The sequence below is a fragment of the Bradyrhizobium sp. JR3.5 genome (assembly GCF_054057015.1).
The window spans coordinates 5,152,426-5,174,758 of record NZ_JBSRYV010000002.1 but is presented as its reverse complement, the minus strand read 5'-3'; the positions used below and the strand labels follow the sequence as shown (position 1 = coordinate 5,174,758).

General features: G+C 60.1%; 17 protein-coding genes, 3 pseudogenes and 1 other annotated feature. Of the genes and pseudogenes, 6 read left to right on the top strand and 14 right to left on the bottom strand.

Annotation, left to right across the window (positions count from 1 at the left end):
• Window positions 1–39: 39 nt before the first annotated feature.
• Both ACVWW1_RS41835 and ACVWW1_RS41830 read left to right on the top strand, forming a co-directional pair.
• A protein-coding gene (locus ACVWW1_RS41835; protein ID WP_456659918.1) for an IS3 family transposase occupies window positions 40–1,271 on the top strand; the annotation gives its coding sequence in 2 pieces (ribosomal slippage) (window positions 40–331 and window positions 331–1,271; 1,233 coding nt in all).
• Window positions 324–440 (top strand) — a sequence feature (AL1L pseudoknot). (Overlaps the previous gene by 117 nt.)
• Window positions 1,272–2,140: 869 nt before the next feature.
• Window positions 2,141–2,980: a Crp/Fnr family transcriptional regulator gene (locus tag ACVWW1_RS41830; protein ID WP_456659917.1), complete on the top strand. Its 840-nt coding sequence runs from the start codon at window positions 2,141–2,143 to the stop codon at window positions 2,978–2,980.
• A 94-nt stretch (window positions 2,981–3,074) separates the two neighbouring features.
• On the opposite strand, the gene ACVWW1_RS41825 is transcribed toward ACVWW1_RS41830, so the two are convergent.
• The 4 genes from ACVWW1_RS41825 to ACVWW1_RS41810 form a co-directional block, all read right to left on the bottom strand.
• The gene (locus ACVWW1_RS41825; RefSeq protein ID WP_456659916.1) at window positions 3,075–3,494 is read right to left on the bottom strand and encodes a hypothetical protein; all 420 of its coding nucleotides are present in this window, start codon (window positions 3,492–3,494) and stop codon (window positions 3,075–3,077) included.
• 210 nt (window positions 3,495–3,704) lie between these two features.
• Window positions 3,705–4,352 (bottom strand): hypothetical protein, encoded by a 648-nt coding sequence (locus ACVWW1_RS41820; RefSeq protein WP_456659915.1) that lies wholly within the window; start codon window positions 4,350–4,352, stop codon window positions 3,705–3,707.
• Window positions 4,353–4,489: 137 nt separating this feature from the next.
• Window positions 4,490–5,410: an outer membrane protein gene (locus ACVWW1_RS41815; RefSeq protein WP_456659914.1), complete on the bottom strand. Its 921-nt coding sequence runs from the start codon at window positions 5,408–5,410 to the stop codon at window positions 4,490–4,492.
• Window positions 5,411–6,195: 785 nt separating this feature from the next.
• Window positions 6,196–7,575 carry an outer membrane beta-barrel protein gene (locus ACVWW1_RS41810; RefSeq protein WP_456659913.1) on the bottom strand — a complete coding sequence of 460 codons (1,380 nt, stop codon included), beginning with the start codon at window positions 7,573–7,575 and terminating at the stop codon, window positions 6,196–6,198.
• Window positions 7,576–9,035: 1,460 nt separating this feature from the next.
• Between ACVWW1_RS41810 and ACVWW1_RS41805 the strand changes: the two genes are divergently transcribed.
• The gene (locus tag ACVWW1_RS41805) at window positions 9,036–9,398 is read left to right on the top strand and encodes a hypothetical protein (RefSeq protein WP_429034272.1); all 363 of its coding nucleotides are present in this window, start codon (window positions 9,036–9,038) and stop codon (window positions 9,396–9,398) included.
• Between the two features lie 789 nt (window positions 9,399–10,187).
• Here ACVWW1_RS41805 and ACVWW1_RS41800 read toward each other — a convergent pair.
• Both ACVWW1_RS41800 and ACVWW1_RS41795 read right to left on the bottom strand, forming a co-directional pair.
• Window positions 10,188–10,460 carry a Wadjet anti-phage system protein JetD domain-containing protein gene (locus tag ACVWW1_RS41800; RefSeq protein ID WP_429034271.1) on the bottom strand — a complete coding sequence of 91 codons (273 nt, stop codon included), beginning with the start codon at window positions 10,458–10,460 and terminating at the stop codon, window positions 10,188–10,190.
• Between the two features lie 237 nt (window positions 10,461–10,697).
• Window positions 10,698–10,886: a hypothetical protein gene (locus ACVWW1_RS41795; RefSeq protein WP_429034270.1), complete on the bottom strand. Its 189-nt coding sequence runs from the start codon at window positions 10,884–10,886 to the stop codon at window positions 10,698–10,700.
• Between the two features lie 327 nt (window positions 10,887–11,213).
• On the opposite strand from ACVWW1_RS41795, the pseudogene tnpB reads away from it, so the two are divergent.
• Window positions 11,214–11,660, top strand: a pseudogene (gene tnpB / locus ACVWW1_RS41790) (IS66 family insertion sequence element accessory protein TnpB); the annotation flags it as partial.
• Between the two features lie 156 nt (window positions 11,661–11,816).
• Here the strand turns inward: tnpB and ACVWW1_RS41785 are convergent.
• The 5 genes from ACVWW1_RS41785 to ACVWW1_RS41765 form a co-directional block, all read right to left on the bottom strand.
• Complete coding sequence (locus ACVWW1_RS41785; protein ID WP_456660864.1) at window positions 11,817–12,020, bottom strand: hypothetical protein; 204 nt, start codon at window positions 12,018–12,020, stop codon at window positions 11,817–11,819.
• A gap of 34 nt (window positions 12,021–12,054) precedes the next feature.
• A complete protein-coding gene (locus tag ACVWW1_RS41780; protein WP_456659912.1) occupies window positions 12,055–12,681 on the bottom strand; it encodes an alpha/beta fold hydrolase in 627 nt (208 codons plus the stop codon).
• Complete coding sequence (locus ACVWW1_RS41775; protein ID WP_456659911.1) at window positions 12,678–13,946, bottom strand: MFS transporter; 1,269 nt, start codon at window positions 13,944–13,946, stop codon at window positions 12,678–12,680. Before ACVWW1_RS41775 ends, ACVWW1_RS41780 begins: the two co-directional genes overlap by 4 nt.
• 102 nt (window positions 13,947–14,048) lie before the next feature.
• Window positions 14,049–14,522 (bottom strand): glycosyltransferase, encoded by a 474-nt coding sequence (locus ACVWW1_RS41770; RefSeq protein WP_456659910.1) that lies wholly within the window; start codon window positions 14,520–14,522, stop codon window positions 14,049–14,051.
• Window positions 14,523–16,167: 1,645 nt separating this feature from the next.
• Complete coding sequence (locus ACVWW1_RS41765) at window positions 16,168–17,079, bottom strand: glycoside hydrolase family 18 protein (protein ID WP_456659909.1); 912 nt, start codon at window positions 17,077–17,079, stop codon at window positions 16,168–16,170.
• Here ACVWW1_RS41765 and ACVWW1_RS41760 point away from each other — a divergent pair.
• Window positions 16,994–17,293 (top strand): hypothetical protein, encoded by a 300-nt coding sequence (locus ACVWW1_RS41760; RefSeq protein WP_456660863.1) that lies wholly within the window; start codon window positions 16,994–16,996, stop codon window positions 17,291–17,293. The two genes, ACVWW1_RS41765 and ACVWW1_RS41760, sit on opposite strands and share 86 nt — an antisense overlap.
• 152 nt (window positions 17,294–17,445) lie before the next feature.
• Here the strand turns inward: ACVWW1_RS41760 and ACVWW1_RS41755 are convergent, their stop codons facing one another.
• On the bottom strand, window positions 17,446–18,201 hold the full coding sequence (locus ACVWW1_RS41755; protein ID WP_456659908.1) for a hypothetical protein: 756 nt from the start codon (window positions 18,199–18,201) through the stop codon (window positions 17,446–17,448).
• 819 nt (window positions 18,202–19,020) lie between these two features.
• Between ACVWW1_RS41755 and ACVWW1_RS41750 the strand changes: the two are divergent.
• Window positions 19,021–20,242: pseudogene (locus tag ACVWW1_RS41750) on the top strand (IS701 family transposase).
• Window positions 20,243–20,283: 41 nt separating this feature from the next.
• On the opposite strand, the pseudogene ACVWW1_RS41745 reads toward ACVWW1_RS41750, so the two are convergent.
• Window positions 20,284–20,987: pseudogene (locus ACVWW1_RS41745) on the bottom strand (nucleotidyl transferase AbiEii/AbiGii toxin family protein).
• 160 nt (window positions 20,988–21,147) lie between these two features.
• Entirely contained in the window at window positions 21,148–21,765 is a 618-nt protein-coding gene (locus ACVWW1_RS41740; RefSeq protein WP_456659907.1) for a type IV toxin-antitoxin system AbiEi family antitoxin domain-containing protein, read from the bottom strand.
• Window positions 21,766–22,333 lie beyond the last annotated feature (568 nt).

The following is a 22,333-nucleotide window of genomic DNA, read 5'->3' as shown; positions in this document are numbered from 1 at the left end:
GGGATTGCCGGAGGCTCCAACTCTTGAGAAGGTGGAGCCATGACAAGCAAGACAACGAACAAGTTCTCTCCCGAGGTCCGGGACCGTGCGGTCCGGATGGTTCTGGATCACGCCAGCGAGCACCCCTCGCGCTGGGCGGCAGTGACCTCGATTGCGGCCAAGATCGGCTGCACCCCGCAGACACTGCATGACTGGGTCAAGAAGGCCGAGATCGACAGCGGGCAGCGAGCCGGCGTTCCGACGGATACGGCCGAGAAGCTGAAGGCGCTGGAACGGGAGAACCGCGAGCTTCGGCAGGCCAACGAGATCCTGCGCAAGGCCAGCGCGTATTTTGCGATGGCGGAGCTCGACCGCCGGTCCAAGCCATGATCGCCTTCATTGACGATCATCGTGGGGCGCATGGGGTCGAGCCGATCTGCAAGGTCTTGCCGATCGCCCCCTCGACCTACCACGCCCATGTCGCCAAGCGGCGCGATCCGGCCAAGCTGTCGGCGCGCGCCAGACAGGATACTCCCCTGAAGATCGAGGTCCGGCGCGTGTTCGATCAGAACTTCTCCGTCTACGGCGTGCGTAAGGTCTGGCGGCAGCTCAAGCGCGAAGGCTTCGATGTTGCCCGTTGCACAGTGTCGCGATTGATGCGGGACATGGGTTTGCAAGGGGTCATCCGCGGCAAGCCCGTCAGAACCACGATCAGCGACAAGGCCGCGCCATCCCCGCTGGATCACGTCAACCGTCAGTTCAAGGCGCCGAGGCCGAACGTTCTGTGGCTCTCCGACTTCACCTATGTCGCGACCTGGACCGGCTTCGTCTACGTCGCCTTCGTCATCGACGCCTATGCCCGCAGGATCGTGGGCTGGCGGGCTTCGCGCACGGCGCACGCCAGCTTCGTGCTCGATGCGCTGGAGCAGGCACTGCACGATCGGCGGCCGGTCCACCGCGGCGGGCTCGTGCATCATAGCGACAGGGGCAGCCAATACGTCTCTATCAAGTACACCGAGCGTCTGGCTGAAGCTGGCGTAGAGCCTTCTGTCGGCAGCGTCGGAGATTCCTATGACAACGCTCTCGCCGAAACCATCAACGGTCTCTACAAGGCAGAGGTGATCCATCGACGCGGGCCATGGCGAAACTTCGAGGCCGTCGAGTTCGCAACCCTGGAATGGGTGGACTGGTTCAACAACCGGCGGCTCCTGGAGCCCATCGGCAACATCCCGCCGGCCGAAGCCGAGCAACGCTACTACGCCATGCTGGAACAACCCGCCATGGCGGCATAACTTAAACCAAATCGCCTCCGGCAATCCCGGGGCGGTTCACTTTGCTGTTCCAGTTGAGCTTCCCTCGGGCGACTAATCGCAATGATGCGGGCGAGCGTCTCGCCCCCTCAATCGAGGCGTTGACTTGACCGCTCCACTCTGCCGTGGCCTCTTAATGATCTCAATCGGGCACGCATCGACAAGGACGCACTCTTTTTGGCAATGCGCTATTGTGCGTGAACCCTATCGACGCCGTTGGCCTGATGAAGCGCGACCGCAGACCCGCTGAGCGCCAAAGGCCGTCTTTGTCGCCGGACAGCAAGGAGCCCTATTCGGTGACCTTCGCTCGGGTCATGTTGCTCCTGCGGACATTCTTAAGCCGAGACGACTTTGACGGGATGTCAGCTCGCGCCATTGCGGTTAACCGATGCAAGCTACAAAGGACGAGGTCTGCTTTCGATGGACGCCACTCTTTCTCGAGACGGAAAGCCGCTCGTCAGGGCTTAGAGGCCGTTCCTTTGGCGCCCCACGTAACTCGCCAACCCGCCAATTGCTTGACAGGCATGCTTCCGAGCTTGGCTTGGTCTGCTCGGCTGTCTCGGTTTGCTACCGACATAGCGCCCGATCATACGCAATGTTGTGGGACGCACTCAGCGCGGTGATAGCGACAGGTGTAAAAGCAAGAATGTGGTGCCTTTAGTCCGAGCCGGCACACGCCCGCGGATTCGGTTGGTTGAAATTCGTCGAATATAGGCCTCTCAACGCGGGATTTGAGCGTCGATGGGTTACTGGTTGCATCAATCAAGATGAAGATCTTGCTACAGTTGCAATCACGTTCTCGTTACGGTCAGCGCGCAGGCTAACAAAAGCCTCGGGCCAGGAGAGGAACCATGACCGATCGCGTGCCCGCCATCCTCGAAGTGCTTGACTGCTCCGCAGATCGAGCTCTCAAGCAGCTGCCCGGCACCACTCGACCGGAGCTTCAACGTTCTCTTCCGGTGCGTCCTGCGAAGCGGCCCTTTGTGAAGAACGTGATCTTAGCGCGTCTTTCTATCCAACTGCTTGCGGCAATAGGGGAGCGCCTTGAGCCGGTCGTCTTGAAAGAGCGAATGGTTCTGCAAGAGCCAAAAAGGCCGGTCGAGCATGTCTACTTTATTGAAAGCGGCCTCGTCTCACTGAGAGTTGTTGCCGCGGGCAGTATGCTTGAAACGGCAGTCATAGGCTATCGGGGCGTGGTTGGCACTTCTTTTTTGTGGGGAGGACATCTTTCAACCCACCAATCTGTGGTCATCTTCCCCGGAAGCGCGCACAGAATTCGGGTTGAGGATTTGCGTCGCGTGATGAAGGCGCATCCTGAGGTCCGAGACCATCTGTTTGAATACGTTCAAGCACTGACGTTTCAGTGCGTCCAGACAGGATTATGCGGGGTCCGGCACCATCGTGAACAACGGCTCGCGAGCTGGCTGTGCCTTGCGAGCGAAGCTGTTGATACCCGCGTGCTGCCAGTTACGCATGATTACCTTTCGTCAGTGCTGGGACTGCGCCGCGCTGGGGTAACGGAAACGTTGATCCGCTTCGAGGAGCAAGGTCTGATTCGCAAGATGCGCGGCGTCTTGCAGATCGATGACCGCAAATCGCTCGAAGAAAAGGCATGCTGTTGCTACAAGCTCGTCTCAGGCGCTTATGCCGCAACATCAGCCCGTCCCCACAGCGAAGAACAGGCGGGCTAGCAACTTGCGAACGGCGTTCACCGTGTCGCCTTCGCGCAGAATGGGGACGAGAATTAGCTCGACATAGGCGGGGAAACGCCCTCGTCGAGCAAAATCAACCGGCGGCCGGGGCTCGGCTGCGCACTCCGCCACGCTTGCCGCCGCTCGGCGACGTCGGGACGATCCTGTTCGCTGGCGTGCGCGCTTTCTTTGAGGCTGATCTCCTCGGCGGCGAAGAAGCGCGCGACAGCATCGACGTGTCAGCTTCCACGCCGTGCGTGCCAAGCAGACGCTCGGCGATCGCATCGAGCCTCAGATCGTTCTCATTGCGCCGCAGTTCCGGGAGCCAATCCCTGTGCGGCCTCAGCACGGAACGCCGGTCCCGCCGGTTGGCAAAGGCGTCGTGCGGCGCGTCACCTCGAACGCGCTCACCCAACGAAGCGCACTCGCGATCCCGACCCGGAAAATCCGAGCCGCCTCGTTCCGCGAAAGACCGAACAACAGCCTTGATCAACCGAATCCGAACCGTCTGCATGCGCCATCCTTGCGGGCCTCCTCCCGGCCACAAGGATGAATCACGCTTCGCTCACTTTGGGACTCTCCTGCGATGCAATTCGAACCCAACCCGCTCTAGGCATGCGGTGAGGATGACGATTGTCGACATCCTTCTCGCGTCCTATCTGCTCGGCCCGGTCGACCTTTTCGCGGTAGCTGCTCTTCTGGAGCCTGGCTACGGTTGAGCGTTTCAATTGAACTTATAGGAGGCCTGTAAGAACGTACCCCAGCGCTCCATGCTGTACTTCTCACCGCCAACCTCCCCGCCAAAACTGATCGGGTGCGGGCCGTAGCCGGCGATCCATGTCTCACTGCTGCCCTTTTTGGTCCACATTGCCCAATAGCGGCCACCGACGCCGACGCTGAAGTTGCTGGTAACGAGATAAGACAACACGCCCTCAAGCTGGACCCCCCCGCCTCCATCCCCGCGTTGATCATCGAAGGTGGTGGTTTTGCGCAAGAGATGATTGTCACGCCCCCTGAAATCGGTCCAAGGCAGATAAGCGACGTCGCCGCTTAAGCGCCAACGCTCGGTGAGCATGGTTTCGGCGCTTAGGCCGACACGAGGCGCATTCCACTGAGTATCCTGGCTGCCGATGACCCTGTCGTCACCCGGTGCCAAGCTTTGGATCATGGGGTTAGCGATCTCCACGGCTCCTAGCGAGTCCGACTTTTGGCCGTAATAGGTCCAACCGATAAATCCGCCGACCTTGTAGTTGGCGCCGCGCAGGAAGTCGTAACCGGCATCGGCCGTGTAGTACGTGAAGTTTCCGTTTGCCTGGCCTGATACTGTGTTGACGTAGGCGAGGTGCTCAAAGATCCAATCTTCGTCATTCATGTTTCCTTTGTTGAAGCGCCCGAGGCCAACATTACCCTTCAGGAATATTCCCCACGGGCTGTCAACACGGCCAAATAGTTCTCCCGAAAGTCCGTCTAGTCCGTGATAGGTGAGCCTCGATATGAGAATGCTTGGGTCTATGCCGTGGTCCCATTGGAATCTTCCCCGGCTGAGCCAGAGCCGCGATCCGCCTTCGACTGACCAACCCCCCCCCCCCCGGCCGTGTACGCAATCGGCGGCACGCTGCTGGGTTCTTTTGCATACAGCGGCGCATCGAACCATTGCGAGGCGCGCGGGTCGGCGCCAAAGTGGTAGTTCAACCCGACCTTTCCAATGTGGTAGTTGCTCGATAGGCTGGTTGTGTTCGCCGGAAGAATGGCAAACGGCGGAGCCTGCACGGTCGGAGGGGTCGCGACACTCGGCCCGCCGAAATGCAGATAATCATACTCAACTTTGACGGACCATGCAGGCGTCAGCGCTTGCTCGACGCCCAGCCCGATGACCTCACCGACGCGACCATAGTCGAAATGAGTCTTCTCCTGTGGCCACTGAGCAAACTCGTCGTTATTGATGACGTCGCCCCGATTGTTTTGCCAAGCTACGCCTCCCTTGAGGTAGGCCAGCGTGTGGCCTTGCGCGCCAAACGCATAACCGACGCGACCGGTCCCGCTGATAAAGACGTTTGGACTTGCCTTGCAGTTTGCGCTCACAATCCTGCCGGAGGCGGCGAGGCAGGTATTTGTGCCGTCGGAGGCAGCACCGCTGGCATCCAGTTCGATGCCAACGACCCAGCTGCTCATCTGCCAATTGTAGCCGGTCTGACCACCTGCCAGAAACGAAGGGGTATCGACCACACCCCCATAGATTGACGGACCGTAGGGATTGCTGAAGGAGGTCCGGCCGTACCCACCGCCGACGTGCCCGCCAATATATCCCCCGGACCAGCTCCACACCGCTGCCGGCAGCCCAATTGCAGGCTCTAGGTCCGCCGAATGGACTGCACCGCTTGGGAGGAGCGCAATTGTTGTGGCTCGCCAAAAAAGAACTCCAAACCGCATCAAAGACTCCCTCGCATTAGATCGCATCAAAGACTCCCTTCCATTGTCTCGGTCCACAACCGAGCGCCTTAAGTTATCGCCGCACATCGAACCCAGACGCTACCGGCAATGCGCGCCGAGTCCGCCTCGAAGATGACCGCACCGCGATTGGTGATGACGCCGCGAACGAAGCAAGCCGCGAGCCGAGCCGGATCACATGGTCTTGGTCTTCGGGCACTTCGTACGAGGGGTGCCGTCAAGACTCCAGGTCGCATCATGACTTCAGAACGACCACGCAGCACTGTTAGGATGACAGTTGCTCACACGCCGTGCGTGCCAAGCAGACGCTCGGCGATCGCATCGAGCCTCAGATCGTTCTCATTGCGCCGCAGTTCCGGGAGCCAATCCCTGTGCGGCCTCAGCACGGAACGCCGGTCCCGCCGGTTGGCAAAGGCGTCGTGCGGCGCGTCACCTCGAACGCGCTCACCCAACGAAGCGCACTCGCGATCCCGACCCGGAAAATCCGAGCCGCCTCGTTCCGCGAAAGACCGTCCTCAACAACAGCCTTGATCACCCGAATCCGAAGCGTCTGCATGGGCCATCCTTGCGAGCCTCTCTCCCGGCCACAAGGATGAATCACGCTTCGCTCACTTTGGGACTCTCCTGCGATGCAATTCGAACCCAACCCGCTCTAAGCATGCGGTGAGGATGACGATTGTCGACATCCTTCTCGCGTCCTATCTGCTCGGCCCGGTCGACCTTTTCGCGGTAGCTGCTCTTCTGGAGCCTGGCTACGGTTGAGCGTTTCAATTGAACTTATAGGAGGCCTGCAAGAACGTACCCCAGCGCTCCATGCTGTACCTCTGCCCCCCAATACTGATCGGGTGCGGGCGGCAGCCGGTACATGTGTTACCGCTGTCCTTTTTGGTCCACATTGCCCAATAGCGGCCACCGACGCCGACGCTGAAGTTGCTGGTAACGAGATAAGACAACACGCCCTCAAGCTGGACCCCCCCGCCTCCATCCCCGCGTTGATCATCGAAGTGGGTCGTTTCGCGCAAGAGATGATTGTCACGCCCCCTGAAATCGGTCCAAGGCAGGTAAGCGACGTCGCTGCTTAAGCGCCAACGCTCGGTGAGCATGGTTTCGGCGCTTAGGCCGACACGAGGCGCATTCCACTGAGTATCCTGGCTGACGACGACCCTGTCACCCGGTACCCGGGATGCCATCATGGGGTTAGCGATCTGCACGGCTCCTAGCGAGTCCGACTTTTGGCCGTAATAGGTCCAACCGATAAATCCGCCGACCTTGTAGTTGGTGCCGCGCAGGAAGTCGTAACCGGCATCGGCCGTGTAGTACGTGAAGTTTCCGTTTGCCTGGCCTGATACGGTGTTGCTGTAGGCGCCCTCGCGCATGCTCCAATCTTCGTCATTCATGTTTCCTTTGTTGAAGCGCCCGAGGCCAATATTGCCCTTCAGGAATATTCCCCACGGGCTGTCAAGACGGCCAAATAGTTCTCCCGAGAGTCCGTCTAGTCCGTGATAGGTGAGCCTCGATATGAGAATGCTCGGGTCTATGCCGTGGTCCCACTGGAATCTTCCCCGGCTGAGCCAGAGCCGCGATCCGCCTTCGACTGACCAACCGGCGGCGTACGCAATCGGCGGCACGCTGCTGGGTTCCTTTGCATACAGCGGCGCATCGAACCATTGCGACGCGCGCGGGTCGGCGCCAAAGTGGTAGTTCAACCCGACCTTTCCAATGTGGTAGTTGCTCGATAGGCTGGTTGTGTTCGCCGGAAGAACTGCAGCCGGCGGACCCTGCACGGTCGGAGGGGTCGCGACACTCGGCCCGCCGAAATGCAGATAATCATACTCAAATTTGACGGACCATGCAGGCGTAAGCGCTTGCTCGACGCCCAGCCCGATGACCTCACCGACGCGACCATAGTCGAAATGAACTTTCTCCTCTGGCCAATTGCCAGGCTCTTTGTTATTGGCGACGTCGCCCCGATTGTTTTGCCAAGCTACGCCTCCCTTGAGGTAGGCCAACGTGTGGCCTTGCGCGCCAAACGCATAACCGACGCGACCGGTCCCGCTGACAAAGACGTTTGGATTTGCCTTGCAGCTTGCGCTCACAATCCTGCCGGAGGCGGCGAAGCAGGTATTTGCGCCGTCGGAGGCCTGCACCGCTGGCATCCAGTTCGACGCCAACGACCCAGCTGCTCATTTGCCAGTTGTAGCCGGTCTGACCACCTGCCAGAAACGAAGGGGTATCGACCACGCCCCCATAGATTGACGAACCGTAGGGATTGCTGAAGGAGGTCCGGCCGTACCCACCGCCGACGTGCCCGCCAATATATCCTCCGGACCAACTCCACACCGCTGCCGGCAGCCCAATTGCACGCTCTACGTCCGCCGAATGGACTGCACCGCTTGGGAGGAGCGCAATTGTTGTGGCTCGCCAAAAAAGAACTCCAAATCGCATCAAAGACTTCCTCACATTAGATCGCATCATACACTCCCTTGCATTGTCTCGGCCCACAACCGAGCGCCTTACGTTATCGCCGCACAGCAAACCCAGACGCTACCGGCAATACGCGCCGAGTCCGCCTCGAAGATGACCGCACCGCGATTGGTGATGACGCCGCGAACGAAGCAAGCCGCGAGCCGAGCCGAATTGCAGGGTCTTGGTCTTCGGGCACTTCGTACGAGGGGTAGCGTCAAGACTCCAGATCGCATCATGACTTCATAACGACTACGCAGCACAGTTAGGATGACAGCTACTCACGCAATCACTGCCCGCCGGTGGACCAACTGAACAATATCGGCGGACGTGCCGGCTTCGTGCACAAGCGGTTGTTGTCGCAAGGACCGCGACGGCTGTCGCACATCGATGTGCTCAGTAGGTCCAACACGTGCGCTGGCTCTGGCTCATCATGTCTCTCCCAATCCGCGTTTCTTCTAGCGCAATGCCCAGCATCACCGTCTCTCGGAACGCAGGTCGACGCAACGAAAGCATCGAAGCAGCGAATGCGCTCTTGCGGCTAGGCGCCACCGCCCCGGTACTTTCGGATCATCGTTCACGTCCCCGAATTGATCGCCCTGCTCCGGTGGCAAGCGCACCGACGCCACCGATGCGGTGCATAAACGGCTTGGCGCACCAAGCACCCCCGAAGAGTGCGCAACAGCTTCAGGCGGCCTGCAGCTCAACACTTGTGATATTCGCAACGTTTGTTATCCATCGTGAAGCTTTGGGGCCATCGCCATCCACTTTCAGGATTGTGCGACCTCACGCTACGTGCGGTTCAACCCAACGAAGGTCGGGCGTGACAATATGTCCGACCTCTTACATTCCATATCAGGCCTCTTACATCCCGAAACGCAAGCGGCGCGGACGAGAAACGTGGTTGTCACCGGCGCCGACAACCTGAATGCCTTGCCATGAGCGGGGACGTTCAGTCGTTATGCCAAACAGCTTTGGCGTACGAAGTGTCTGGACGGACAACTGGTTCGGTCCGCCGGCGTAGAGCCGCCGGAGAGAGGCCGGAAGCGGATCGGGCAGCCTGGTCAACTGATTATTGTCGACGTTCAGGCGCGCCGGACTGCTTTGTTCTCGAGGGCGACGTTTTTTTTTCGAGGAGGATGCGTTGCTCCATCTGATGATCTGCGAAGCGTCGGAAGTGGCTGCCATCGCTCCCTTCGGTGAATTGATGGAAGGGTCGGCAGTTGTGTTATCGGATGGCGGCCTCATCTCAGGTTTTCGCATGAAGCAAACCGCGGCACACCTTGCCGCGGAAGGACTGCGACTTTTCAAGACGATCAATCTGCTACGACTCTCGGTGCCGCCCCTCAGGACAACGATCATTCCGGCGCTGGACGATATTATCGAGTCGGGAGCTACGCAGGCCTACACCGAGGAGCTTTTTGGCTATCTCGTGGAACGAGGCGGGCCTACAACTTGCTGCGGCGCGATGCGACGACGTCAGATGGCACGAAATCGACAGCACTGAAGATCTGCGTATCGCGGAGCGCATTTTTGCAGAGCGAGCGCCTTCGCGGCCCGCCGCCCAGCGAACGCTATAGCTGTCGGAGATCTTCTTTTTCTTCTGGCAGCCTATTCTTCGCGCCCGCCGAGCACCTTGAGTGAGCGAGCTCGATCCTAGGGCGGACAGCGCCAATGACGATCTCAGCCGCAAGGTGTGCGCCGATCGAAGAACTAGCGGGTATGCCGCCGCCGCGGCTACTTGATCCTCTTGGCGGTGATTATTGCCGTCGTAACGATCGTCGGTCCTTCTAAGATGGTTGGGTACACCGAACGAAGGGCGCTGCTTGTCACTTCAGTTGACGGATTCGTCAGATGGTCATGGTCGAGTAGACCTGCGCTGGTCAGTAGTGGGTTCATCCGCCAAGCCGCGGCCCCGCCGCCTTGCCGGCTGGATCCGCCGTCGCACAGGCGCAGTTCACGCCGGAGGTCCACGCCGGCGTCGATCACCCGACGGGAGTATGGTTTCAACGAGCGCGCGCCAGAACTTTCATTCAGGAGCGAGAAGTATGACACGGCCTACACCCTGCTGCACCTGGGAGGAGCCGAACCAAAGGCTCGGGACGAGGGCGGGGCTCTGGAGAATACCTATGAACGCTTCATGAGGCAGTAGGTCCGACTAACATGGCAACACCGGATCGAGCGCTTCCTGCTCCAAAGCCATTGGGGCCTTATCGAACGCAAGCCATAGAGCCAATGCGGCGATCGCGCTGTCGGACCGTGCGATCGAGACTAGGCTTGGATCTGGTGCGGTTGGCTATCCGGCACTTTCCGCCAGTTGCTGCGTCATTAAATGCGGCGTCGGCCTCCGGGGCAAAACCTCTTCGAGAAGTCGGAATATGCGCAGTTCTCCGCTGTCGATGTCGCCCCAGTGAAGAAAAGGGACGGTCCCCTGAATTCCGGCGAGCACGCGATCAAGCAGTGCGATGACGCCGGCAGCCGGAAATCCACCGAGGCAGACGATCAGACCGTCGCTTTCGATCTCCCGGACCTGCCGATTGAAGCTCGCGTAGTTCTCGATGGTCAGCACATACGCTGGCGGACGACTAATCCTCAACGAAGGCGGCATTTCCGGGTGTATGGATGCGAAGGCTTGGCGGTGCCGTCCACCAGGAGACCGGTTGGGCCCTCTACGACCACTGGCCCCTTCAGGTGGACGGAGTGGCTGAAGCGTTCCAACCCGATGCTGGTCCAGATCACATCAGCCGCAGCGTCAGGCTGGCCAGTTTGGACACCAACAGTCGCGGCGAGCCGGGAGGCGTGGCGGTCAAAGGCCTTTGTCGTTCGTTGCTCGAAAAGAGAACGTGCGTGCGTCGAGCCCTCGGGCTTCCTGCCGCGAAATGGATGCCAGGAGTGTGAAGAACTCCTTGGCGGCCTCCGTCTGGGCGGCGGTCAGCCGGTAGGCGGCTTCGCCCCTCGCCCAACGGCCTGTCATCTCGTCCAACAAGTTGGCCACCCAAGGCTCTCCCGTAGCGGCTACCGGTAGCAGTTCCTCCCGGGCGCTGCGCCATCGCGCTCGCGGTCGGGCGGCCCAGATGGCGAGCGAGCAGATCGGGATCTCGGACACGCAAGCGCTCGATCAGATAGCCGCGGTCTCTCCGGCCCCGCTGCACCTCGACGGCGCCGAACCTCTCCGCCGCCGCCATGAGATCGTGAAAGCGGCCAACCTGTTGCGTCGTAGAAAGGTTGTGGTACTGCGGAGCGGCGGACGCTGGCCGGGACCGATCCGGATTTCGCTCGCTTCGTTCCAGCAGACGTTCGAGGAACTCGACGCCGGTCGCTCATGCGGACGTCCGTCATTCCGCTGCCTGGTCTTGCGGAGTCGCTGCGGCGGCGGTCGCGAAGGTGCCGAGCTCTGTGCCAATCCAAAATGGTGCCGAGATCAGCGGCGCAGCCGACGAGCGTATTTCGTCGAAAGGAGATCAGCGCGTCGCCGACCAGGGCCTGCGGGGTAATCGAGATCGAGCTGAGCGGGGCGCCATCCGGTCGAGCCGGGTGTGGAACTGGCGACGCTTTCGACGGTGCTTCGGGGCATCCGGTGATTGCACTGAGGTCCGACCTCAAAGTGGTGCTGGCGGCACAGCCGGTCAATTTTCGCAAGTCGGTGCATACGCCGTCGGCGCTGGTGAGCGAAGCACTGCGCGCGAACCCGTATTGCGGCGACGCCTTCGTGTTCCGCGGCACGCGCATGGACAGAGGGAAACTCCTGCCGTGGGACGGCGGCGGCATGGTGCTGGTAACGAACTTTTCGTGCCGCGGTCCGAAAACCGGTGCAACACGTGATGCCGGCGAAGGTTGCAGAAAAGGCGTCGAGCACCGAACCCAACAGGACCAATTGGCTCGCTACCAATCGAGCTCGCGATCACAGCCAATTCGATTTCCGCATCTATTCAAGGCTTCTACCTCCACGGCGGAGGCCGACGGCCAAGAAGCGATCCAGCATGGTATTGACCTGGTCTGCAACCTCGATCGTGTTGAAATGTCCGGCAAGCATTGTCTTCGCTATTACCAGCTGTGGACAGATCTCCTGCAGCCGATCCAGGTCGCGCGTCACGTTCACCAGCGGAACATCTGCGGAAATATAGGCCATGGGAATCCGGCAGGCTTCTGCGGCAGGGACGGGATCATAATTCAAGGTTGGCGTTCCGTATCATCGAATAGGCCACATGCTGTGGCGTTTTCTCGCAAGACGGAAGTACATAAGTCTCGTAGATCATCTTTCGCCGGGTGGGATCGTCAAAATCGCAGCCCATCTCCCACGCGTTTGCCTTTAAGACCGCCAGATAGTTGGGTCCGCCAATGCCTTCCAGCAGCCTTGTAAGCTCGCGGGATTCGCGCAATATCGGAGGCGGCATGACGATTGTGTCGATCATGACCACGCCTGAGGCCAGGTCAGGATAGCGGCCGCACAGTTCGAGCGCGATCCGGCCTCCCATGCTGTGGCCGATCACAACAGGCTTGAGCAGTTCCAGTTGAGCGCATTGCCAAGCGATATCGTCAGCAAATCCTGCGATGGTGTACTCCTGCTCGGGCGCATCGCTGGCGCCGTGGCCGCGAATATTGACGGCCACGACACGGCGGCTTTGAGCAAAATGGGCGATCTGCGGCGTGAAGATGCCGTGGTCTCCCGTCCAGCCGTTGATCAGGAGCAGCGGAGGGATTTGCGGGGCTGTAGGTCCGGCCTCAACATGTGCCAAACGTACGCCGTCGCGACACAACAGGACGGGCTTCAACGTGCCACAAGAACTCACGGTCCTTCCTCCCTAACCTGGTTGGCATTCAAGCACCTGAGACGAGATGTTCGGCCGGACGAACGACGCCAACATAGATGGCGAATGCCAACAAGCAAAAGCCAAGCATCACCGCAGCCATCGAAAATACCGAATGCCCGTCGTAAAGCGCAGCGACCATTGCGATGGACGACGCGGCGCCAACCATTTGCACGAACGCTCTCGCGGCAGTGATGGTCCCCGCGATTTCCGGCATCGGCCGCACCGCTTCGTTCGTGGTATGAGGCGAGACTAAGCCGAATGACAATGCGACGCCGACGATCACGATCACCACCAGAACAGCCGATTTGCCTCCCGCGAGCGTCATGATGACCAGGGACGTGGCCAGGAAGGTCGAGAGTGCGAGGCCGGGCCAAAATCACTGGCGCCGGCGACAGGCCCAGACGGCCGAGAATCCTGTTGACGCGGGTGCCAAGCATGACGGACAGCGAACTGGCTCCGAAGATCACACCAAATTGATACGGGTTGAGACCCAGGCCATTGATGAAGAACAGCGATGAGCCGGCAACGTAGGCGAACATGGCTCCCGCAGCCGCGGCGTTGCAAAGGATATAGCCCACACAGAGTGGATGCCGCAGAACGCGAAGATAGTTTCGAAGGATTGTCGCATGGCTGAGCTGAAGCTTTGGATCGATTGTCGCACTCTCGCTGAAACCGAACATCGCGACGAGCAGGACCAATCCGCCTGCGGTCGGCACGAGGTAAATGGTCCGCCAACTGCCTAGCGCAAGCAGCGCCGCGCCGACGGTGGGCGCGATCATCGGGACGATGTAGATCGCCAGAACCACGTTGGCCATCTTTGCCCCCGCGGCCTCGCCCTCAAAGAGGTCGTTGACAATCGCAACGGCAGCGATCCCGGTCGCCGACGCGCCAGCTCCCTGCAGGGCGCGAAAGAACAGCAACTGCGGCAGCGAAACGGACAAAAGGCAGCCCAGGCTTGCGACGACGACAAGTGCACAGCCAAACACAACGATCGGCTTGCGGCCGAGGAGATCCGATATCGGCCCATAGACAAGAAGCGCCGCTCCCATGCTCATGAGATAGACGCTCATCGCCAGACCGACATCGGCCGACGTCGCGCCGAGATCGGCTGCCGTCGCCGAAAGGCCTGGCAGGATCATGTCAATGCCGAATGTCGGCAGCGACGCCAGAAGACCAAGCAACAAGGTGAAGGCGAACGAATTGGGATGAATGCGCACGGCCGTATTTCTCCTGATCGGCGTCAAGGTTGGCGCCATGTCGCAGCTTCGAGATGTTTTCGTCAGGGAGACAATGCATCGACCAGGCGCCCGCCCCGAGATCGTCGGATCGGCGCCAGACGTAGCTCGTCACGAGCGGCTTCGTCGCCGTCGTCCGATCGCGGCAAGAATCTCCATCTCTTGAACAAGAGGCGAAGTATCGATATCAGCTTTGATAACTTCGCCGAGCTTTCGGGCTGCGACCTTGAATTGCGGTCCCGCGATCAGCTGCTTTATCGCGGCCGCTATCTCCGGTTCAGAAGCTGTCGGTCCCAATCGAAGCCCTACTCCCTTTGCTTCGACCCGCGCTGCGTTTGCCGACTGGTCTCGTCCCATTGGCAGAATGAGTTGCGGCAAAGCATTGATGATTGAACGGGTGACGGTCCCGTGGCCGCCCTGGGATATGACAAGAGAAACATCCCTCATAACGGAGTCGTGGGGCGCGCCGCACACCAGATGGACGTTCTTCGGAGCACGAAGATCGGCTATGTCCAGATGTGGACCTGTTGTGAAAACAGCTTCGATATCGATGGCGCCGACGGCATTGATGACGCGTTGAAACAAGTCGCGCTGGCCCTGGGCACCCGTGCTGCAGGCGATCAGCGCGCGGGGAGCAATCGGGTCCCGCGGTCCAGGGAGCCTGCCACGACCTGGACCAAGTCGGCACATCGAGCAAGGGCCCGATATAACGGAAACTGCCCGGAAGAGAGTCTGCCTCGAAGTCGAAGGCCTGACTGATTGCCAGCAGAACGCGATCTGCCTGGTCGAACAGGTCCATAGCGTCTGAAAGAACAGGAAGGCCGAAATCGACGCGGGCTCTATTGAGGATAGGAAGGGACGCGTTCATCGCTGCAGCGAGCGCGGCCGAGGCCGCCCCGACTTCGGCGCGCTCCTGCGGCGTTTTCGGTTGCCCCAATCCGGACGTCGCAGGCGGCATTCCCGGCAGAATCCGAATGCTGACGTGAGGCGAGAGAAATGCGAAAGGCACGCCACATGCTTGCGCCCCGACCGCCGCGCCAAACAGGAGGTCGAGACCGAGGACCGCATCTGTTGGCACGCGGCCAATCTCGTCGCGAATATCGGCCGCGTAGGCAGAGCAAGGCTCAAAGACGACCTCCTGCGCATCCGATCTCGCAGGTCTGAGACATCCGTCGGGTCCGCGGCCTCCCCCTTTGGGGCGCGGCACCATGTCACGAATTCGAAATCGGCGGCCTCGACTTCCGTCCGCATGGCCGGATCGGCGATCACCCGAACATGATGACCATGCCGGCGCAATCGGCGAGCCGCTGTAAGCAGCGGACTGAGATTTCCCAACGTGCCCCACGAGGCGAAGAGAAAACTGTAAGAAGTCACCGATGCCCCCTTCGCAGTCGCGCATTCAGAAAATCTGCAGCCCTCGTCATGCAGGCGCAACTCGAGTTCGCGCGCGCTAGGCCAGGACGCTGCACGCGAGCAGTCCAGCAAGCGGGAGACGAGAGACGTGTTACCCGCATGACACAAACGCTCCGAGCTTCCGACGTGCGCCAGTCATACCCATTCCATCGACCTTCCACAGTGCGCCGCGTCTTCTTGTTGACGAGGTCTTCTCGATCTGTTTTTTGACCAAATTTGTTTCGATCTACTGGAGCGAAGTGGCGCAACCTCTCGAAGCGAAATCGACCGAACGCACCGCGACGAAGCGCCTCACGCTTTGGTGCGTCGAAGTACGGATCTCTTGAAGAGAGACGTGAAGCTCGAACGTGACTTGCCGATGATTCATTGACGCCGCGTGTCGTTTTCGTGATAGCCTCGAACCTACAATCTGACGCCACGTCCGATTCAAGCTGTTTTTAGCGGTCTCGCAGGGCTCGTTCCAATCTGCCGCCGGCGAAGTGCATCTCCGCGCATTCCTGATTTCGGGGGAGAGAACACAAGCCGCCAACTGCACTGGTTCCACGAATCTGATCCGCCTGACGCAACCGACCGAGATCTACAACCTCGCCGCCCAGGGCCATATTCGTTCCACAATCCGGTGCGCACGTCGCATCACGACAAGAAACACACTTTGTCGCCAGCATGCCTCTCGAACGAGGCTGCCGGTTGTCAGATGTCCGACATTGCCGGTTTCAACCGACGTGGCCTTGATCTCACGGCATCGAACGCACTTCGCGGCTGAGTTCGCTCGAGGCGCACGGATGACGCGCTTCAACGCGACGCGATGACCACACTCCTAATCGGACCTTCGCGCGGGAAGGACGCGCAATGCCGCGAGCAGCGAACCATCGTCGGCGAACAGGTCCCAGAACATGATCCCGGCGAGCCCATGGGCGTGCGCGTACATCGTCTTGCGTGCGATGGAGAGCGGATCGTCATAGCTGATCCATATGCGCCGTTCGGCGTCATAGAGCCACGGCACCTGGGCCTCGTCGCTCCAATACCGACGAAAACCCTGCTCTTCCGGTCGCCGGGCAATCAGATCCCGGTAATCGATGCCGTCGCTGCCTCCCCACTCCTCGCTTGCCGTTGCCCCCTTTTGGAAGAGTCCCCCGTTCTCTTGGGACACGTTCGCAACGGCTCGGCCATAGAAGGCTACGCCGAGCGTGATCTTGGCCGGCGGTACGCCGGCCCGGATCAAGGCATTCACACTTGCATTGACATTGAGTTCGGGACTTGGATCGCCGGCACAGGCGAACAGCGGAGCATTGAATCCGGCAAAGGCCGAGCCCGCGTAATAGTCGTAGGCCATCAGATGAACCCGGTCGACCAGCCGACCCAGAGCGGCGACCTCCAGATTGACAATCTTGTCCGGGACGGCTGACACGGCAATGGTGAGCTCCAGCTTCCTGCGCTCGGATACGGAGCACTCGGTGAGTCTTCGGCGGAGCTCCGCGATCAGGAGTGTAAAATTATTCCGGTCCTCAAGGCGCACGAGATTGCCTGCCCGTCCTCCTGAGACGGGAAACTCCCAGTCGACATCCACACCGTCAAACAGGCCCGGATACGGCCGAAAGAACGTCTCGATGACTGATTGTGCGAACCGCGCGCGCGACATCGGCGTGGCAGCGGCGACCGAGAAATATTTCGATCCGCTCCAACCGCCCAACGAAATCAGGATTCGAAGCTCCGGACTGTGCTGCTTCAATTCGGCGAGTTGGGCGAAATTGCCGACCGTCGCAGTGCTGCGCGGCTGGCTGCGAGAACGTCAGGGGCAAGCTTCCGATCCAGTCTTTCCGACCACACGAGGGCATGCCTTAGGTCATGATGGCTTGGAATACCTGCTCAACAAGCACATGGTCGTCGCTCGCCGCCATTGTCCCTCCCTAAACAAAAAACGCATCACGCCCCATACCCATTGAGACGAGGAAACCCCGCCGGCACTCCGGTATTCAATACCGTGGAGTGCGGAGCGTCCAGTTCAAGAAGCACCCGAACTTCGTCAGGCACAACCTACTCGACGACACCGACAACAAGGCCCGAAAATCGTTCGATTGGAGTTGTCATGATCGCCTCATACCGGCCCGGTTGCAGTCGCTGAAAGCGGTGCGGCAGGCGGGTCGCTGAGTTTTGGATCGCCTGGACGATGCTTCAACAATTCGGTCATTCGGCCCGATATGTAGTCGAGTGCCGGTTTCGGCAGGTAGTTTGCGACCAATGTTGCAAGATCCGAGAAATGAGGCCCGATCAGCGACGAGAGCTGCGCATCTCGCGTCTTTTCAACGAATGCTTTGAGGCGATCAAAGCCGAATAGGCCATGATCACCAAATGGGTCGACGGGATCGTGAGCATATCGAGCAGCACTCGATTGACGTGATCGTCGCCGACAGCCATAGCCATAGGTCACAACAACGGCGTTAGGTCGGCCAGCTGCCGCCGCAAAATCGCGAAAGAGCTCCGCATAGGGATATTGTGTTGTTTCGACGTCCTTCGCAGGATTGGGATAGATCATGACCGTGTCGACGGGTTTTTTGGGAATGTCGGTATGATCCGCAGGCGCTCCGAATGGGATGCCCTTGCGATAGATTCGCCGCTCGTGCTTATCAAAAAACCAATCCAGTGAGCCGTGGAGCTTAGTCAGGCGAATGACGCCCTCCATGAACCGCGGTTCTCCCCGAATGCCGGGTGGGTTGTAGTGGACATCAACTTCAACGCGCGACGCGCGGAAGACCGGATTCAGCGCGCCGGCGAATCTGTCGATGATCCGAAGACCCGCAAAGTCGCAACCATGTTCGATCAGGCGGTCGTAGTTGGTCGTGAAGACGTGCAAACGTTCACGGGATGCAGGCGGCTCGCAAAACTCGACAGGAATGATTGCAGAGCGCCTTGGGCAGCTTCTTTCGATGTCGGATTCTTTCCAGCAACAATCCCGCCTTCCGTCTTTAACAATGAAGTGAGGAAGCCAGACATCTGGGCATCAATGCCATCCTTGAGAGTTTTTTCTGCTCCCTTGTCTATGACTCCCAGGCCTCGAGCAAAGCAAGCGCACTTCGAAACTGATCTTCGATGTTTGCCGCACCTCGTTGCATGGCTGTCGCTCCGGCCTGAGCGTGCGCATCGATGGCGGCGTCATAGGACGTGCCAATGTAACCTTAGCCATGCCTGTGGCCCCTACGCCTGCGAGGTAACCAACCGCTGTGGGTGAACCCACTGCCGAGCAATAGGTTGAGGTGCTCTGCTTGGAAGACAGCAGAGAGCCACGGCTCGATGTGCTTTCGAGCACTATTGGTCAGGGAGTCCAGTTCATCTGGGTAGATCATCCCAAGCGCCTGAGTGGCTGCCTACGCGATAAAAGTGCTTCTTATCCATACTTCCTCCCAAACCGCGACAGCGGCTCTTTTCTTCGTCAATCGCGCCATGCGGAACGGAGTAATTTTATCGTTCCGCTATGCCTCATCGATTGCTGTCCCCGGCGACCACGGCCCGCTCGGCGGCCAAATTCGTTCTTCCTTCAAACCGCAACCAGCGGCATCAAGAAGAGGCGAAGATCGGCGACGGTAGCGGCGAAAGCATCTGGTGCGGCTGCCATCCGGTCCCGGCCTAGCATTACAGTTGCAATTGATTGAGGGTTCTGAATCCATGGGTGACCATGATTCGGGATCTGATGATTGGTGGTGCGTCGGTTGAAGATACGCTGACGCTGTGGGCTTCCTCGTTGCGAGATGCCAAGCAACGCATCCGTCCGCTGTTTACGCAGGAGCGGGTCGCGGCCTCGGCGTGGCAGTTTCTCGACGGACTGTTGGGTAACGAGCCGCGCAAGACGGGTTGGATGCGGGCGGAGGCGGCTGGCGATCCAGGCCCGTGGCGCCAGCAGGCGATTCTGGGCCGAGGGCATTGGGATGCCGACGCGCTGCGCGACATTGTGCGTGAGTACGCACTGGAGACGCTTGGCGATGAGGACGCGGTCCTGGTCATCGATGAGACCGGCTTTTTGAAACAGGGCAAGGCCTCGTGCGGGGTCGCACGCCAGTATACTGGCTCGGCGGGCAAGATCACCAATTGCCAGATCGGAGTGTTCGGCTCCTATGTGTCGCGGCATGGCCATGCCTTCATCGACCGGGCGCTCTACCTGCCAAAGGAATGGACGGACGAGCCCGCTCGCCTGAAGGCAGCGCATGTGCCGAGCAATGTGGGCTTTGCGACGAAGCCCAAGATGGCGCATCAAATGATCGCTCGCGCGATCGCCGCAAAGGTGCCGTTCTCGTTCGTGGCGGCGGACAGCGTGTATGGCACGGGAGCGACTGAAACCCTACTGCGCAAGGCGGGCAAAGGCTATGTTCTGGGCGTTGCTTCCAATCATGTGTTCCGTTCCTGGGGCAAACAGCAGCCTGTCGCCGACACCGCCTCCGCGATCGCGCAGAGCCTTCCCAAAAAGGCCTGGCGCCGCCTGTCGTCCGGCGGCGGGACCAAAGGACCGCGCTGGCACGACTGGGCCTATCTCGAATTGGCCGACCTTGAAGCCAGTGAATACAACGACGAGCTTGCCGGGGAATGGACGCGGGGTCTTCTGATCCGCCGCTACATTGCCGACGAGCTTGGCCTTCTTCTCCACATGGTGCCCCAAGGGCACGTCCATGCAGAAGCTGGCGTCGGTGGAAGGCCATCGCTGGGCTATCGAGGACAGCTTCGAAACCGCCAAGAACGAGTTCGGCCTTGATCACAATGAAACCCGCTCCTGGCATGGCTGGCATCGCCATGTCTCACTCGTCATGCTTGCCTTCGCCATGATGGCTGCCATCCGTCACCGGGCCAACACCGGGCCATCGCTCAAAAAAACGCGACCGCGGCCCCGACCGAAGCATCGTTCTTGATCCGCTGGTCGATCCAGGAAATCCGGCGCCTCGCCGTGAAGCTAGACCAGCGACGTATCCCGCACGCCCGCGTCCTCGCATGGTCGTTTTGGCGCAGGGCTCATCAGGCAACTGCGCGCAAAGCCCATCTCAAGAAAAAATTGCAACTGTAATGCTAGGAAGGCGCGCCATTGAGCGGCCCAGGCTTCCGCGAATTCATCGGTCAGACCGACCGGAACAACGGATGGGAGGACCGTTCCGCGTCGTTCGAAGGTCCGCTGAATTGCCTCGACAAGGGTGGCCCGGCGAAGTTCGAATGTTCGGGAGATCACCCAGAGATCATAGAAATCCTTGAGGCGGCTATTGGCTACGCCGAGCGTTACGAGCGCTTCGAATTTCTCGGCCACCACCGTTTCGACCGGATATGCGCGAAGGCGCGGCGTTGGGGCGTCCAGCAGCGTGGGATAGTCTCGACGGCCGCAGGTGTAATGGCGTCGCCGAAACCAATGTCGACCTGGATCGGAATACGCGCCCCGGCGATGGTTGCCGTTGTGCGGACCCGCACGCCACCATATTCCACTTCCTCACGGATCGGGGCCGCCATCAGCGCGGCGACATCAAACGTCACACCGTCATCGGCGACCGGCTGCGCACAAATGACCCGGAAGGCTTCGGCAATGGCCTCGGCGTCGCTGTCGCCGTGGCCAAGCAGATTCAGATCGCGCGTAGGCCGAAACGGATCGGCGACCCAGGTCACGAAGAGCATCGCGCCTTTGAGGATGAAGCGGTCGCGGTGCGGCGACGCGCTTAGCCTGTAGAGCAGACGCTCGAGGGCATATCGCGCCAGGAGAATCTGGAAATCCGGTCGCTCGGCACGTGCCCGATCGAGGAGCCGCGCTCGCACTGATGCGCCGATGTTGCGAGGCTCACGCGGCATCAGACACCATTGCCTCGACGTAAGGCCGCATGATCGACCAGACCCGCGCCTTGCGCGCGTAACGCCAGAGTTGATCCGGTTTGCATCGGCGACGACGGAGGCCCTCGCGTAGCCCCTCCATCGCAACATCGAGGCCGATCTTGCTCCGGTAGCGAAAGCAATCGACAATTGTCTTCGCCGGGTCCGTGATGGGAACGTCGACACTCTCGATGCGGTGACGCTCGACCCCTTCGGTCAGTGCCGATCCAGTGAAGCGTACGAACCGAAGGGGATAATCGATCTTGGGCCGCCAGGCGGCACGGTCGATCGCCATCCATACAGTCGAGGGCATCTGCAGCGTCAGTTCGTGGTATTGGAGGGCTGAGGTTAGGCAGACCACGCCCTTGGGAACCAGAACCGCCGCCTCAGCCAGCGTATGGGCAGCCTCGACGTGTGCGTCGGGGAGTTGATAGAGGCCCCGTGCCGGACGGATGACCGCCTCCTCCCGGACAAGGCGCGCAAGCGTCTCCGGGCCGATGCCTTCGGCAACGAACTCCTTCAGCCGGAGCATGCCCCGGGATTCTAGGAGCTTCAGCGCACGAAGCCGCTGGGCGCTAGTGGATGGCATGGACGGTGACGTTTCCTCTGATCAAGAAATATATAGCAGAGGCTTTATCACAACATCGTTGACTTGGGAATCCCCGAGTTTTCGTCCACCACCACCCTTTTCGAAGCTGGCCGAGAGGCTGCCGGACGACGACAGCATCGTCATGGGCGACGACACGAAGGACCGCGGTGAGGCTCGCGCTCTGTGCCTTCAATTCCTCGATGCTGGAAGTCAGCAAGCGCTAGTGCTCGATACTGCGCCGGAGTCGATCGACCTGGATCGGCTGGACGTCGAGGACGTAGTTCCGGACGAAATTCGCGGGGTTGTCTACCGGCTTGAGCAGCAGGGCGTTGCGAAAAACCTTCTGAAAGGTGGGGGGTCGAGGGGGAATCCGGACAGCCCTTTTGGCGGGGCCATCCTTGCTGAGCTCTCGTCACTACGCGCAGGAGCGCGAATGGTTTGGTCTGTTCAGCACGAAACTCGTCCAAGGGCTGCGGTCCGCCGCCATCGACGTAGTCGGCATCAATGCAATCAAATTCGAGGGATGCACGGCGATGAGGGCTTATGCTTATGCTCAATGAATCCACGC

Bases quoted from the DNA above. Each gene is read 5' to 3' on its own strand.
- ACVWW1_RS41820 (WP_456659915.1), bottom strand. From the start codon at position 4,352: ATGAATGACGAAGATTGGATCTTTGAGCACCTCGCCTACGTCAACACA.
- ACVWW1_RS41830 (WP_456659917.1), top strand. From the start codon at position 2,141: ATGACCGATCGCGTGCCCGCCATCCTCGAAGTGCTTGACTGCTCCGCA.
- ACVWW1_RS41825 (WP_456659916.1), bottom strand. From the start codon at position 3,494: ATGCAGACGGTTCGGATTCGGTTGATCAAGGCTGTTGTTCGGTCTTTC.
- ACVWW1_RS41740 (WP_456659907.1), bottom strand. From the start codon at position 21,765: ATGCCATCCACTAGCGCCCAGCGGCTTCGTGCGCTGAAGCTCCTAGAA.
- ACVWW1_RS41785 (WP_456660864.1), bottom strand. From the start codon at position 12,020: ATGGCCTATATTTCCGCAGATGTTCCGCTGGTGAACGTGACGCGCGAC.
- ACVWW1_RS41815 (WP_456659914.1), bottom strand. From the start codon at position 5,410: ATGCGGTTTGGAGTTCTTTTTTGGCGAGCCACAACAATTGCGCTCCTC.